Source organism: Nocardia sp. NPDC050697 (assembly GCF_040654395.1).
Lineage (GTDB): Bacteria > Actinomycetota > Actinomycetes > Mycobacteriales > Mycobacteriaceae > Nocardia.
Genome location: NZ_JBFAHY010000003.1, coordinates 634,009 through 648,585, shown reverse-complemented (window position 1 = coordinate 648,585; position 14,577 = coordinate 634,009). Strand labels below are relative to the sequence as shown.

Annotated in this window: 12 protein-coding genes; 6 read left to right on the top strand and 6 right to left on the bottom strand. The window is 72.9% G+C overall.

Translation table 11 applies throughout. The features are described from left to right. The first annotated feature begins 224 nt into the window (after nucleotides 1–224). The 4 genes from dacB to hpt all read left to right on the top strand — a co-directional run bounded on the left by dacB (nucleotide 225) and on the right by hpt (nucleotide 4,391). Entirely contained in the window at nucleotides 225–1,583 is a 1,359-nt protein-coding gene (gene dacB / locus AB0H71_RS14880; protein WP_357020412.1) for a D-alanyl-D-alanine carboxypeptidase/D-alanyl-D-alanine-endopeptidase, read from the top strand. Between the two features lie 12 nt (nucleotides 1,584–1,595). Next, the gene (locus AB0H71_RS14875; protein WP_357019984.1) at nucleotides 1,596–2,693 is read left to right on the top strand and encodes a zinc-dependent metalloprotease; all 1,098 of its coding nucleotides are present in this window, start codon (nucleotides 1,596–1,598) and stop codon (nucleotides 2,691–2,693) included. Between the two features lie 142 nt (nucleotides 2,694–2,835). Further along, nucleotides 2,836–3,807: a tRNA lysidine(34) synthetase TilS gene (gene tilS / locus AB0H71_RS14870; RefSeq protein WP_357020410.1), complete on the top strand. Its 972-nt coding sequence runs from the start codon at nucleotides 2,836–2,838 to the stop codon at nucleotides 3,805–3,807. A gap of 26 nt (nucleotides 3,808–3,833) precedes the next feature. Then, a complete protein-coding gene (gene hpt / locus AB0H71_RS14865) occupies nucleotides 3,834–4,391 on the top strand; it encodes a hypoxanthine phosphoribosyltransferase (RefSeq protein ID WP_357019982.1) in 558 nt (185 codons plus the stop codon). Nucleotides 4,392–4,550: 159 nt separating this feature from the next. On the opposite strand, the gene AB0H71_RS14860 is transcribed toward hpt, so the two are convergent. The 4 genes from AB0H71_RS14860 to AB0H71_RS14845 form a co-directional block, all read right to left on the bottom strand. Next, nucleotides 4,551–6,983, bottom strand: a complete 2,433-nt coding sequence (locus tag AB0H71_RS14860) for a serine/threonine-protein kinase (protein ID WP_357019979.1) — start codon at nucleotides 6,981–6,983, stop codon at nucleotides 4,551–4,553. Nucleotides 6,984–7,153: 170 nt separating this feature from the next. Next, nucleotides 7,154–8,041 (bottom strand): LysR substrate-binding domain-containing protein, encoded by an 888-nt coding sequence (locus AB0H71_RS14855; protein WP_357019976.1) that lies wholly within the window; start codon nucleotides 8,039–8,041, stop codon nucleotides 7,154–7,156. A gap of 357 nt (nucleotides 8,042–8,398) precedes the next feature. Continuing rightward, nucleotides 8,399–9,226: an SDR family oxidoreductase gene (locus AB0H71_RS14850; protein ID WP_357019973.1), complete on the bottom strand. Its 828-nt coding sequence runs from the start codon at nucleotides 9,224–9,226 to the stop codon at nucleotides 8,399–8,401. Beyond that, complete coding sequence (locus AB0H71_RS14845) at nucleotides 9,223–10,776, bottom strand: aldehyde dehydrogenase family protein (RefSeq protein ID WP_357019970.1); 1,554 nt, start codon at nucleotides 10,774–10,776, stop codon at nucleotides 9,223–9,225. Before AB0H71_RS14845 ends, AB0H71_RS14850 begins: the two co-directional genes overlap by 4 nt. A 153-nt stretch (nucleotides 10,777–10,929) precedes the next feature. Between AB0H71_RS14845 and AB0H71_RS14840 the strand changes: the two genes are divergently transcribed. Beyond that, on the top strand, nucleotides 10,930–12,189 hold the full coding sequence (locus AB0H71_RS14840; protein ID WP_357019967.1) for a helix-turn-helix domain-containing protein: 1,260 nt from the start codon (nucleotides 10,930–10,932) through the stop codon (nucleotides 12,187–12,189). Nucleotides 12,190–12,192: 3 nt separating this feature from the next. Here AB0H71_RS14840 and AB0H71_RS14835 read toward each other — a convergent pair whose 3' ends face one another. Then, nucleotides 12,193–12,465, bottom strand: a complete 273-nt coding sequence (locus AB0H71_RS14835; RefSeq protein WP_357019965.1) for a DUF2277 domain-containing protein — start codon at nucleotides 12,463–12,465, stop codon at nucleotides 12,193–12,195. Between the two features lie 90 nt (nucleotides 12,466–12,555). On the opposite strand from AB0H71_RS14835, the gene AB0H71_RS14830 reads away from it, so the two are divergent. Continuing rightward, nucleotides 12,556–13,407: a DUF1266 domain-containing protein gene (locus tag AB0H71_RS14830; protein WP_357019962.1), complete on the top strand. Its 852-nt coding sequence runs from the start codon at nucleotides 12,556–12,558 to the stop codon at nucleotides 13,405–13,407. 1 nt (nucleotide 13,408) lies between these two features. Here the strand turns inward: AB0H71_RS14830 and AB0H71_RS14825 are convergent, their stop codons facing one another. Further along, nucleotides 13,409–14,323, bottom strand: a complete 915-nt coding sequence (locus AB0H71_RS14825) for a hypothetical protein (RefSeq protein ID WP_357019959.1) — start codon at nucleotides 14,321–14,323, stop codon at nucleotides 13,409–13,411. Nucleotides 14,324–14,577: the final 254 nt, after the last annotated feature.

Below are 14,577 nucleotides of genomic sequence, written 5' to 3'. Positions count from 1 at the left end.
TGCGGAGTCTGCCGACTGCGCCAGGTTGTACTGAGGAACGATTGCGCAACGAGGATAGTGTGGGCGTCGAGCACTCGGGTGCGGGAGGCGGCCGCGCGGGCGGCCGGAGGAGGAGCGGCGGACACGTGACGGGCGGGAACGACAGGAACACCGGCGAGCTGGCCGCGCGGCGCCGCCGCCGCACCCGGCTCTGGGTGGGGTTGGCGCTGGTCGTGCTGGTCTCGATGGTGGCGTCGGTGGCGCTCATCGTGCAGCCGTGGACGCCGGAGTCCAGGCACGGCGGGCTGACCGTCGCGGCGCCGCCCGCCCCGGTCACCGTGGACCCCGAGATCGATCCCGCCCCCTCGGATGCCACCGCCCCCAGCGCGGCCGGCATCAGGGCGGCGCTCGCCGGGGCGATCGCCAACCCGGATCTCGGCGCCTTCGCCGGGCAGGTGACCGACGCCGACAGCGGCTCGGTGCTGTGGAGCGGCGGCGCCGACACCCCGATGATCCCGTCCTCCACGCTCAAGGTGCTGACCACCGCCGCCGCGCTGCTCGCGCTGCCCGCCGACAGCCGGGTCACCACGCGGGTGGTCGCCGGGGCCGCGCCGAACGAGGCGGTGCTCGTCGCCGCGGGCGACCCGACCATCACCGCGCGGCCGGACGGCAAGGGCTACTACCCGGGCGCCGCCAACCTCGCCGACCTGGCGGCCGGGCTGCGCGGCCGCGGCATCGACACCATCGTGGTCGACACCTCCGCCTACACCGGCCCGGCCATGGCCAAGGGCTGGGACCCGGCCGATATCCCGGGCGGCTCGATCGCGCCGCTGGAGCCGGTGATGATCGACGGCGGGCGGCTCGACCCGCTGGTCGAGTACGCGCCGCGCAGCACCACCCCGGCGCTGGACGCGGGGCGCCAGCTGGCCACCCAGCTCGGCATCGACCCGGCGAAGGTCGAGCTCGGCACCGCCCCGCCGGGCGCCGCCGAGCTGGCCAGCGTGCGCTCGGCGCCGCTGCGCGACCGGCTCAGGCAGCTCATGGTGTGGTCGGACAATGTGCTGGCCGAGACGGTGGGCCGGGAGGTGGCCGCCGCGCGCGGGCTGCCCGCGAGCTTCGAGGGCGCGGCCACCGCGGTGCGCACCGTGCTCACCGAGGCCGGGTTCGACCTCACCGGGGTGAGCCTGCACGACACCAGCGGGCTCTCGGTGGACGACCGGGTGCCCGCCCGCGCGCTCGCCGCCGTGCTCACCGCCGCCGCCGAGCCCACCGGCGATGCCGCGGTGCGACCGGCGGGGACCAGTGCGCAGCCGGAGCGCGGCGCGCTCGCCGCGAAGCTGGCCCCGCTGCTGGACACGCTGCCGGTGGCGGGGGCCACCGGGTCGCTGGCGAGCCGGTACACCGGGGGCGACCCGGTGGGCGCGGGCTGGATCCGGGCCAAGACCGGAACTCTCTCGGTGGCGAGCGCGTTGGTCGGGTATGTGCTCGATCGCGATGGGCGCGTGCTGACGTTCGCGCTGATGTCGAACGACCGGCCACCGGAGGTGAGCCGGCCCGCACTCGACGCCATCGCAGGCACACTGCGCAACTGTGGCTGCTCCTGACGGGTGGGTGAGATGAGCGAAGGATCCAACGGGGCCGACGTCGGCCTGGTCGAGGCGGAGCCGCGGCGTTCCCCGCTGACCGGGGCCGTGGACTGGCGGCTCGCCGCCCGCACCGGCGGCGCGCTGGTGCCCGCCGGGCCGCGCACCTCCCGCTACTCGGCGCGGCAGGTGGTGAGCGAGCTGGCCGAGGCCTCGCGGCGGGCCGAGGGGCCGGTGCGCGAGGTCAGCATGCTGCTCGACGACCGGCCGGTGCCGTCCGCCCGGATCGTGGACCGGCCGGGCTGGATCGAGGCCGCCGCCGCATCCATGGCGCAGCTCACCGACGGGCCCGACGGTGGTACGGCCGCCGGCCGGTTCGCGGGCAAACCCGCCGGGGTGCAGGCCGGTGCCATGCTCGCGCTGCTCTCCACCGCGATCCTCGGCCAGTACGACCCGTTCACCGGTGAGGACGGCACGCTGCTGCTGGTCGCGCCGAACATCATGGCGGTGGAGCGCGCGCTCCGGGTCTCGCCGAGCGACTTCCGGCTCTGGGTCTGCCTGCACGAGGTGACGCACCGGGTGCAGTTCTCCTCGGCGCCGTGGCTGGCCGGGTACATGCGGAACAATGTCGAGGTGCTCGGCTCGGCCGCCGACGAGCCGCCGAGCGAGCTCATCGGCAGGCTGCTCACCGAGGTGCGGCGCAGGCGCGGTGGCACCGGTGCCGACGACCCCAACAACAAGGGCGTGATCGGGCTGCTGCGCGCCAGTCAGGCGCCCGAGCAGCGGGCGGCGCTGGACCGGCTGCTCGTCCTCGGCACGCTGCTCGAGGGGCACGCGGACCACGTCATGGACGCGGTCGGCCCCGCCGTGGTGCCGAGCGTGGAGCAGATCCGCGCCGCCTTCGACAAGCGCCGCAAGCGCGCGGTGAACCCGGTGCAGCGGGTGCTGCGCGCGCTGCTCGGCGTCGACGCCAAGCTCGCGCAGTACGTGCGCGGGAAGAAGTTCGTGGACGAGGTGGTGGCGACGGTCGGCACCGCGCGCTTCAACGCCGTCTGGACCGACGAGAGCACGCTGCCGCTGCCCGACGAGATCGATGAGCCGGGGCGCTGGATCGCCCGTGTGCTCGGATAGGGGCGGTTCTCCCGGACCCCCGGTCGGTAGCGGTGTGCCGGACCGGCGCCGCGGTGCAACTGCGCCCCTGCTCCCTGTAGGGATCCGGACCTCGCGCGGGCCGCGCAACGCTCCGCCGCTGCTGCCGGAGACCGGCGCTGCTCTGGTCGTGCGACGGGCGGTCCGCAACTGGCTGGCCGAGTATGCGGCGCCGGATGCCGACGTGGCCGTAGCGCTTTCGGGGGGCGCCGACTCGCTGGCGCTGACCGCGGCGACCGTCGCCGAGGCGGGGGCGGTCCACGCGCTGGTGGTGGATCACCAGCTGCAGCCGGGGTCGGGGCGAATCGCGGAGGCCGCGGCCGCGGCGGCGCTGGAACTCGGGTGCGCATCGTCCACCGTGCTCCCGGTCGAGGTGACCGGCCCCGGCGGCATGGAAGCCGCGGCGCGGGCCGCGCGCTACGCCGCGCTGGACGGCGCTCGCGCCGGGCGCGAGGTACTACTGGGCCACACCCTGGACGACCAGGCCGAGACCGTCCTCCTCGGCCTGGCCCGCGGCTCCGGCCCGCGCTCGCTGCGCGGCATGGCCCCCCACACCCCGCCGTGGGGCCGCCCCCTGCTGTCGGTGCGCCGCACCGACACCGTCCGCCTCTGCGCCGAGCTGAACCTGCAACCGCACGTCGACCCGCACAACTCCGCTCCGGAGTTCACCCGGGTCCGGCTGCGCCACGAGGTGCTCCCGCTGCTGGAGGACGTCCTCGGCGGCGGCGTGGCGGAGGCGCTGGCCCGCACCGCCGCGCAGCTGCACGAGGACACCGCCGTCCTCGACGACCTCGCCGCGGAGTTGCTGACCACCGCCCGCACCCCGGGCACCGGCCCGCACCCCGACCTGGATGTGCACCCGCTCACAGCGGCCCCCGCCGCGCTCCGGCGCAGGGCGATCCGCTCCTGGTTGCTGGCGGCGGGCGCCCGCGCCCCCGGCGACGCCACCCTGCGCGCGGTGGAGACGCTGGTCGTGCGCTGGCGCGGCCAGGGCGCGGTGGCGGTCGGCGGCGGAACCCCGGCCCGCCGGTTGGTCGTCGCCCGTGAACATGGCAGGCTGACCCTGCGGCTCCGCGGCCGGGCGGATGGTGCGTGATCGACCACGGAAGGACACCAACGGACGTGTACGGGGACGACATCGCCTCGGTGCTCATCACCGAGGAAGAAATCGCCACGAAGACGAAGGAACTGGCCGAGCGGATCGCCGAGCGGTTCCCAGCCGGCGCCCCCGAGGGCGATCTGCTGCTGGTCGGCGTGCTCAAGGGCGCGATCTTCTTCATGACCGACCTGGCGAAGGCGCTGCCGATCCCCACCCAGATGGAGTTCATGGCCGTCTCCTCCTACGGCTCCTCCACCTCGTCCTCCGGCGTCGTGCGCATCCTCAAGGACCTGGACAAGGACATCGCGGGCCGGAACGTGCTGATCGTCGAGGACATCATCGACTCCGGCCTCACGCTCTCCTGGCTCAAGCGCAACCTCTCCACCCGCAACCCCGCCGCGCTCGAGGTGGTCACGCTGCTGCGCAAGCCGGACGCGCTGCGCACCAAGGTCGACGTCGCCATGGTCGGCTTCGACATCCCCAACGACTTCGTCGTCGGCTACGGCCTCGACTACGCCGAGCGCTACCGCGACCTGCCCTACATCGGCCTGCTCGACCCGAAGGTGTACGGCGGCAACTGAGGCCCTGTCTCGGAGTCCCATCCGGCGCCTCCGCGGCCCGGATCACCGCCTGGCCGCGTTGTCGTCGGCACCGATACAACCCCGGTATCGGCTCCTCCTCCGCCTTGCCAGGCGGCGATCCGAGCCACGGATGCATCCGGCCGGACTCCGAGACAGGGCCTAATCCGGCTCGGTGGGCGCCACGACCCGCTCCAGCGCCTTCAGATCCGCCTCCAGCGCGCGGAACAGCACGTAGGAGCCGATGAAGGCGACGATGCCGCCGACGCAGAGCACCCGCACCGCCACGATCACCGACGGGATGTCCTGCGGCGGCAGGAAGGTCACCCCGGCCACCGCGAGCAGCGGCACCGAGGCGGCCGCCGCCAGGTAGCGGGTGCTGCGCCGGCCCAGCCCGCGCAGCCGCACCGCGTCGCTCTCGTCCACCGCGCCGTGCCGGAGGAAGATCGGGTAGATGCAGCGCACCAGGTAGAAGTTGGCGAGGAAGAACGGGTACGAGACGGCGATCGCGCCGCACACCACCAGCGACGCCAGGAAGTGCACCACCGCCCCGCCGTCGATATCGCCGGTGGCGAGCCAGAGCGTGAACGGGAAGGTGATCCCCGCGATCACCCACATGGCGAAGGGGATCACCACCGCGCGGTCGCCGAAGGCGAGCGTCTGGTCCCTGGCCCGGCGCAGCGTCGCCACGTCGTACCTGCGGCCGTGCCGCAGCCCGGACGACACCGCGACCAGGGTGCGCGAGAGGTACACCAGCAGCAGGAAGCCGAGCGGGAAGAAGACCGCGTTGACCGTGCCGGTGGCGGCGGTGAAGGTGCGCTGCGACTCCTCGGTCATCCGCGCCACGATCAGGTTCTGGTTGTGGTGGATGTTGTACAGCGAGGCCAGCACGTTCGGCACGCCGACCGCGATGGTCAGCACCGGGATCAGCCAGGCCCGCAGCCGGACCCGCCAGCTCTCCGGCGCCGGGTCGACCAGCTCCCGCGCCCTCGGGTCGAGGCACAGCTCGAACTGCTTGGCCAGGTTGGCCCCGCTGGACCAGCGCCGGTCCCGGTCCGGGTCGAGGCAGGTGCGCAGGATGCGGAGCAGCGCCGTCGGGGTGCCGGGCGGCACCCGGTTCAGCGCGGTGGTCTCCAGGCCGCGGACGCGGCGCTCCAGCATGGCCTCGAAGGTGGTGTCGTCGCCGTGGCCGTCCGCCTCCGCGGTGCTGTCGTCGAACGGCTTGGCACCGGTGAGCAGCTCCCACAGGACGACGCCGAGCGAGTAGATGTCGCTGCGGGTGTCCAGGTCGGCGGCGGTGCGGTCCATGCCGGGGTGGCAGGCCTCCAGCTGCTCCGGCGACATGTAGGCCAGCGAGCCGCCGAAGTAGGCCACCGGGCTGGTGCCCTCCACATTGCGGCTGAAGCTGATGTTGAAGTCGGCCAGCTTCGGCACCGCCTCGGCGGTGAGCAGCACATTGGCCGGTTTGACGTCGCGGTGCAGCACGCCGTGCTCGGCCGCGTAGTCCAGCGCCTCGGCCAGCCGCCTGCCCAGCCAGGCCACCGTCTCCGGCCAGCTCAGCGCGGCGATCTCGGCCCGGACGCTGGAATCGGTCGGCCGGATCTCGCCCTTCTCCTCCATGGCCGCGTCCACCGCGTCCAGCAGCAGCCGGCCGGAGCGGTCGGCCTCCGGGGTGGCGCGCACCCAGCGCAGCACCCCGAGCAGCGTGCCGCCGGGCAGGAACTGCATGTAGAGCAGGCGCAGCCGGCGGGCCGCCCGATCGCCGGGCTCGGTGTCGAGCAGCCGCTGGTCGAAGACCCGGACGATGTAGTCGTGGTCCAGCTGGGCCAGGGTCTGCGGCTCGGTGCCGTGGTCGGCCGAGATCTTCACCGCGACCAGCCGCTGCAGCGACCGCTGGCGGGCCAGGAAGACCCGCGCGAAGGCGCCGCTGCCGAGCCCGGTGAGCAGGTCGAAGTCGTCGATGCTCCGCCCGACCTCGATGCGGTCGAGGATGTCGAGGCGGCCCGCGTCGGCGATGCCCGACGATGGCGTGCTCGGCAGTGCGGTCGCGGTTCCGGTCAGGTCTGCTCGGGGCACCGCGGTACCACGGTGCAGCACCGTCTCCTGGTTCACCGCCTGGGTGGCGTCCGGCTCGGGCGGGGTGGCCCTGCGGGTGCTCTGGTCCGGCTCGTCGGCGTTGAGCAGCGCGCGCAGCGCGCCCGCCTGCGCCGGGTGCTCGCTCAGGCACTGGCCGGGGTCGAGCCGCTCGCCGCTGTGCCTGCGGATCACGAACTCCTCGTAGATGAGTTCGGCGGGTAGCGCGGCCGGATCGAGCTCGTCGAACTCGCCGCAGTAGTCGCGCAGGTGCTTGCGGGTGTGCTCGGCGGCGCTGCGCCCGACCCAGCGCTCCCACAGGTCGACGCGGATCAGCTCGACCAGCGCTTCGCGGCGCAGGGTGGCGGCGTCCGGCAGGTAGTCGGCGAGCACCGGCGGGCCCGCGGCGGCGAGCACCGCCGATTCCCAGGCCGCGGCGAAGGCGGCGACCCTGGTGTCGGTGTTGGTACCGCTCGGTGGACCCGCCCCCAGCCCGGGGTTCGGTTGCGAATCGGCGCTCATGCTCTCGACGGCCTTCTGTTCCGGTGGCGCTGCCCGGTGGGCTGCCACGGCTGGGACGGCCCTGCTCCGATGCCCCTGCCCGGGGTACCCGCGCGCCCACGGGCGGGGCACCGGGCAGGAATCGAGCCCGGGAAAAGCTTATCGCGCTCGCGCCCCGCCGGCCCGATCGATCAACCCGCCAGTGCCGCCGGACGTCCGGCGAAGCCACCCTCGGTGGCCCGCGCGGCGAACTCCAGGATGGTCGGGCGGGAATCGTCGGCCCGCCAGGCCACCGCGAGCTCGCACGGGGGCAGCCCGGCCACCGGCCGCGCCGCCAGCCCGGGCCAGCGGTACATCGGCACGTTGTTCTCGGCGAGCAGGCAGACCCCGAGGCCGAGGCTCACCGCCTCCAGCCGGTCCTCCGGGGTGGTCGCCTCGGCGCCGATCCTGGCCTGGCGGCCGTGCCTGGCGTCGTTGCCGACCCAGAAGTCGCGCACCGCGCCCGCCTCGGCGGGCAGCGCGACGAAGATCTCGTCGGCGATCTCGGCGAACTCGATCCGGTCCTGATCGGCGAGCGGGTGCGTCTCCGGCAGCAGCACCCAGCGCGGCTCGCTGCGCAGCACCTGCCAGCGGTAGCGGTTCGGGTCCGGGAGCGGGAGCCAGACCAGCGCGAGATCGGCCTGCCTGCCCGCGAGCCCGCTGGAGCCGTCGGTCCAGGAGGCGGCGTGCAGCGCGAGCCGGTGCCCGCTGGCCGATTCCAGCTCGTTGAGCAGCCCGCGGCCGAGCGCCGATTGGATCCCGACCCGCAGCACCTCGCCCGCCTCCTGCAGCGAGGCGTTGGTGTTCTCCCAGAGTTCGAGGATCTTGCGGGCGCCGTCGAGCAGCTCCTTGCCCGCGACGGTCAGCGCGACGCTGCGCTGATTGCGATCGAAGAGCACCACATCCAGCTGACGTTCCAGCTGGCGGATCTGCCGCGACAGGGTCGGCTGTGCGATGTGCAGCCGCTGAGCGGCGTTCGTGAAATGCAATTCCTCAGCGACGGCGACGAAATACCGCAGATCGCGCAAGTGCGGGTCCATAGCTCTTTGCTATCAGAATCCGTGTCTGATTTCCAGCCTAATCGAGCCGTGAAGTCCGAACTGGCGCAGAAAAACAGTCGTCAGGTTTGTTAGCAAGAGCATATGGGGCGAATCGGTCTCCCGCACGCCGAGTCGAGCGAACGTCGGGCATTCGGACGTCCGTCCAACTCGGTGGTCGACCGCACCGGATTGACCAGGCGCGATGGAAGGGTCGGCGGGGTTGCGCTTGCAAGGCCGCGACCGGCGCGCGAACCCGGCGACCGGGCAGTGACGTCCGATGATGTGACGCCTCGACGGAAGTGGCGCAGCCCTCTGTGATATATATCACAGAGGGCTGCGTGGTCCGTGTCAAGCCGGTCAGACGGTGCGGGCCCGGTCCTCGTACGCCTTGCGCTGCTCGCTGTCCACGTCCTCCAGGAAGGTGTGCGAGGCGCCGAGCGAGCGGGCGATGGCGTCGCCCGCCGCCTCCGGCAGGAAGTTGACGATCCGGGAGATCGCCCCCGCCACCTTCGTCACCCGCACCTTGGACTTCGGCTTGACGATCAGCGCGGCGATGGCCGCGGCGATCTCCTCCGGCTCGGCGGGCGGCATCACCTTCGGCGTGCTGACCCCGGAGCCGAGCTCGGTCTTGGTGAGCGTCGGCAGCACCGAGGAGAAGTGCAGCCCGGTGCCGCGGTACTCCTCGCGCAGCGTGTCGGTGAAGCCGAGCACCGCGTGCTTGCTGGCGTTGTAGGTGGCGAGCCCGGGGATGTGCGATTCGCCGGCCAGCGAGGCGATATTGATGACGTGGCCGCTGCCGCGCGGCAGCATCCGGGCCGCCGCCAGCTTCGAGCCGAGGATCACGCCGTAGACATTGATGTCCAGGATGCGGCGGGTGAGCGCGTCCGGCTCGTCCACCAGCCGCCCGGTCGGCATGATCCCGGCATTGTTGATCAGCACGTCGATCGGGCCGAGCTCGCGCTCCACCTCGTCGAGGAAGCGGGTGAACGACTCCGCGTCGGTGACGTCGAGCTTGCCGTAGACCTCGAAGTCGTGGTCGGTGCCGGACTGCTTGACCGTGGTCTCGTCGATATCGCCGATCGCGATCTTCGCCCCCTGCTCGCGCAGTGTGCGGGCGGTCGCGAGGCCGATGCCGCGCGCCCCGCCGGTGATCACGACGACCTTGCCGCGGACGGCAGTGCTCACTTGTCTCCTCCTTGGATCTTGCGGACGGTGGCCAGGTCGAAGCGGCGCCTGCCGCGGGCCCCCGCCGCGCGCATGGCGCCGAGCGCGACCATGAGCTTCGGCATCTGGTACGGGAACCAGGTCAGTTCCTTCTGCGTGGTCGGCAGCAGCGGGGTGGTGATCGCCTTCTGCCTGCAGTACTTCCGGACGCCGGCCGCGCCGCCCCAGCGCGCGCCGATCCCGGACTGCTTCCAGCCGCCCATGGGCAGCGCGAAGTTGAAGAGGTTGGCGAAGACGTCGTTGATGTTCACCGCGCCCGCGTTCAGCTGCCGGGCGACCCGCTCGCCGCGGGCCTTGTCGGCGGTCCAGACCGAGGCGGAGAGGCCGTACTGGGAGTCGTTGGCCAGCCGGATCGCCTCGGCCTCGTCGGCCACCCTGACCACCGGCAGCGTCGGGCCGAAGGTCTCCTCGCGGATGCAGGACATGGAGTGGTCCACGTCGAGCAGCACCGTCGGCTGGAAGAGCGTGCCCTGGCCGGTGCGCTGCCCGCCGGTGGCCACCCGCGCCCCGGCCGCGACGGCCTCCTCGATGTGCCGCTGCACGATGGCCACCTGCGCCTCGTTGGCCAGCCCGCCGACGTCGTGCTTCGACTCCCTGCCGTCCAGCCCCTGCCGCAGGTTCGCGACCGCGTCGGTGAGCTTGGCGACGAACTCGTCGTACACCGGCGCCTCGACGTAGACCCGCTCCACCGAGATGCAGACCTGCCCGGAGTTGAACATGCCGCCGAAGGCGACGCCGTGCGCGGCGCGGTCCAGGTCGGCGTCGGCCAGCACGATCGCCGGGTCCTTGCCGCCCAGCTCCAGGCTGTACGGCACCAGCCGCTCGACGCAGGCCGCGGCGATCTTCTTGCCGGTCGCGGTGGAGCCGGTGAACTGGATGTAGTCCGCGTTCTCCACCACCGCGGCGCCGGTCGCGCCGCCACCGGTGACCACCGCGAAGACCGGCGGGGCGCCGATCTCGGCCCAGCCGCGGGCCAGCTCCAGCGCGGAGAGCGGGGTGACCTCGGACGGCTTGAGCACGACGGCGGCGCCCGCGGCCAGCGCCGGGATGACGTCCAGCGCGGGCATCGCCAGCGGGAAGTTCCACGGGGTGATCACGCCGACCACCGGGTACGGCGAGTACACCGTGGTGAGCCGCTTGACCCGGGCCAGCGGGCTGTGCGGGGAGGGGTGGTCGTCGGCCAGGAACTTGCCCGCCCGGCGCGCGTAGAAGCCGATCAGGTCGGTGGCGAAGGCCGGGTCGATGAGCGCGTCGGCGCGCGGCTTGCTGGTCTCCGACTGCAGCACGTCGGCCAGCTGCTCGGTGTTGTCGATGATCCAGTCCTGCAGCTTCATCAGCCATTCCTTGCGCCCGTCGGCGCCGATGGCCTCCCACTCGGGCTGGAACAGCCGCAACTCCCTGACGGCCGCGGCCACCTCGTCGGCGGTCTGGTCCGGCACGGTGCCGACCAGGTCGCCGGTGCCCGGATTGCGGACCTCGATCGCCGGTGTCTCGGCCTCGGTATTGGTCACGGCTGTACTCCCACCTCGTCGTGTACTGCGGAATCCGCTGTGAATCAGCTCACTGACCTATGAGGGTGACACAATCGAGGGCGACATTCTTGGCCCGATCCGTCAACGGGACGGCGCCGGTTTGTGTCAGCGGCACAAAAGAGGGAGCGGCGGATGTCTTCCGGCACGCGCGACGAGATCATCAGGGACTGGCTGGCCGAGTACGCCTTCGAGACCATGCGCACGCAGACCCTCGACCAGGTGGTCGAGCGGCTGGACGCGGTGATCGTGGACCGGGTGCCCGAGCTGCGCGACCACGACATCCGGCGCGACCTCACCGCGAGCACGAGGGCGCACGCCCGGCTCATGCTCGGCGGGCTGACCAGCGACAGCTTCGACGTCCCGCTGCCGGAGGAGGTGCACGCGCTGGCCCGCACCATCGCGCAGCGCGGCTACGACCTGCGGCTGCTGCTCCGGACCTACCACGTCGGGCTGGAGGCGGTCCTGGATTACCTGCGCGAATCCTTCGAGGAGCGGCAGGCGCCGCCGGAGATCGAGCGCACCGTGCTGGTCCGCACCTTCGAGCGCGCCACCCGCTGGGTGAACACCTCGGTCGAGCTGCTCACCGAGACCTACCTGGCCGAGCGCGAGCAGGTGCTGCGCGCCGTGCTGAACCGCAGGGCCGAGACGGTGCGCGCGCTGCTGGCCGGCGACGACGTCGACCCGGAGCAGGCCGCGGTGCGGCTCGGCTACCGGCTGAACCAGCAGCACCTGGCCTTCGTGCTCTGGAGCGACGAGCCCTTCGGCGGCGAGGGCGATGTGATCGGCGGGCTGGACCGGGTGGCGCACCGGATCGCCGCCGCGCTCGGCAGCAACCGGCTGCTCACCGTGGCCTCCGGGGCCAGCGGCATGTGGGCGTGGGCCGGGCTGGACGACGCCCAGGCCGCGAGGCTGGCCGGACCGGAGGAGCCGCTGCTGCTGGCAGCGGCGGAGCTGGAGCCGCCGGTGCGGGTGGCGTTCGGGGTGCCCGCCCCGGCCGCCGCCGGGTTCCGGCGCGGGCATCGGGAGGCGGTCTCGGCGCGGCAGGTGGCCGAGCGCTCGGGGGCTCCGGTCACGGGGTACCGGGCGGTGGAGATCGCGTACCTGGCCGGGGTGGACCGAGCGGCCATGCGCGGGCTGGTGCGGCGCGAGCTGCGGGCACTCGCCGGACGGGACGCCGCCACCATCCGGCTGCGCGAGACGCTGCACGCCTACCTGCGCCACCAGCGCAGCCCGGAGGCGACCGCGCGGCAGCTCGGGGTGCACAAGAACACCGTGCGCTACCGGATCCAGCGGGTCGAGGAGCTGCTGGGGCATCCGGTGGAGGAGCGCGGGCTGGCGCTGGAGGTCGCGCTCACCTGCGTCGCGGCCTACGGCCCCGGCGCGCTGGACTGAGTGCTACTCGGCGCCGTTCTCCGCGGCCTCGCGCGCGGCGATCCGGCGCAGCGGCGGGTCGGTGCTCGGCGGCACCCTGCGGTCCGGCAGCTCGGCGAGCAGCTGGGTGGTCGCCGCCGCGATGGCCGCGACCGCCCGGTCGACCGCCGGCTTGGTGGTGCTGCTCAGGCCGGAGACACCACCGACCTTGCGCACGTACTGCAGTGCGGCAGCATAGATCTCCTGCTCGGTGGCGGCGGGTTCCAGGCCACGCAGGACGGTGATGTTTCTACACATGGATGCACATTAGCCCCCTGGCACGCCCGAGGTCAGGCCAAGAAGCGCAACTGAACCAGCGACCTGTAGGGGAGCCCCTAGACTCGGCGTATGTCTTCCCGCGGTAAAGCGACTCTGACACCCTTTCCGTACGAGGAGCTGGACAATCGCGAGGAGGACCACTGGTCCGGGGCGCAATTGGACGACGACCGGCTGCGGGCGCTCGCGCTCGGCGCCTTCTACTCCGCCCGCTGGGACGCCTTCCACGACGGGCTGCTGCTCGGCCCGGAGCGCGAGCACCCGCTCGGCGACCGCCGCGAGCTCGCCATCGACACCCTCACCGGGGCCTGGGGCATCACCGACGGCACCGAGGCGCAGGCCTCGATGGAGCAGCTGCTCAAGGGGATGCACGCCCCGCTCTACGCGCTGGTGCACCCGCTGGTCACCGCGGCGCTGACCGCCGGGGAGCGGGACCGCTTCGGCGAGCGCGCCGACCGGCACCGCGCCTTCCTCCGGCAGGTGGCGGCCTTCCGCGGCATGGAGAACCCGGAGGCGCTGGTCCGCGACTACGACATCTGGTGTCAGGCGATCAAGATCGGCTTCACCTCGCACCTGGCCCGGCCGGTCGCCACCTGCATCCACGCCTGGGACCTGGCCAGGGTGACGGCGGTGGCCAGAATGGCCTTCACCGCCGGCTACCTGGAGGCCGACGTCGCCTGGAGCTACATGGCCCGCGCGCTGCCGCTGGCCCAGCGCAAGTACCGCAACTGGCGCCAGTTCGGCGACGCCTACCTGGCCGGCTGGACCTACTGGCAGGCCTGCGAGGACCTCGCCGTGCTCAAGGACGGCGGCGTCGACCGCAGGATGGAGCTGCTCCGGCTCTGGACCCGCCCGACCAGCCCGTGGCGGCGGGTCGCCCTGCACCCCCGCCCGGAGCCGCAGGACGCCGCCGTCGGCGAGTAGCTCAGCAGCGGTCCGGCAGCGAGCGCAGGATGCCGCGGCCGAAGCGCTGGAACTGGCTCTCGTCCACCATGCCGAGCGAGTGCCGCTCCACCAGCAGCTCCCACTCCGCGTAGAGCGTGGAGACGCCGGGATCCGGCGGGGCGATGGCGCCGTGCGCCGCCTCCAGCCGGACCGCGAAGTTCACCGCGCGCGCCATCCGCTCCAGGTCGGCCCGCTCGCCCGCGACGAACTCCAGCGTGAGGAAGCCGTCGTGCACCGAGAGCAGGGTGCGCACGTCGCTCTCCCGATCGGCGCCGGTGCGCGCCCAGAGCACCGCCGGGATCGGCAGCTCGTGCGCGACCTTCAGGTCGAGCGCGATGAAGAGCAGCCTGGTGGTGGTCGCCGCGATCAGCCCCTGACCGGCGTCCGGCACCCGCGCCGCGACCACCGCGGTCTCCAGCAGGTACTCGTCCGGGGTCACGTAGCGCTGCAGCGCCGCGACCGCCTGCCCGGCGCCGCGCCGCGGCGTCATCCGCTGGGTGGCCGCGTCGACATCCGCGCGCGCGGGGCCGGTGCGGCCCCAGGTGGGGGCGGGCGGCTCCAGGTCCGGCTGCTCGATCTCGACCCGGCGCGCGGCCAGGATCTGGGTGTTCAGCTGGGCGACGATCTCGGTGGCGGCGGGCACGTCGTGCTCGGCGATCAGCACCGGCAGCGGGGTGCGGTCGGCGGGCACGCCGACCAGCAGCGGCGCCGGGTCGCGCAGGTAGATCTCGATCACGACGGCATCGTCGGCGCGCCGGTTCAACCGTGCCTTGAGCAGGTCGGAGATGGGGACGTCGAGGACTCGCTCGCCCTCGGTCCCCGGTCGCAACACCACCAGCCGGCCGCGTCCGTGCCGCAGGATCGCGGTGGGCGTCCGTAACTCGACTATGTCCATACCCCCTGCGCTCGTTCGGTCCGCTCGCGCGCCCGGGGTACTGCGCTGGCCACGCGATTCGCCGCTCCGGCCGGTGGTCGGCGCGGCTGTGTCGTCGCTCACCATAGGCCGGGCGTGCCATGATTGTTGCCACTTGCAATAAGCCGGACGGGGCTCCTCGGGAACCAATGCGGCTCCCCGGCCGTTTACCACGTCGACTGCACCTGGCAGCCGAACTGTGCGATGTATGCGAGTAGACCGTACGCGGTAACGTG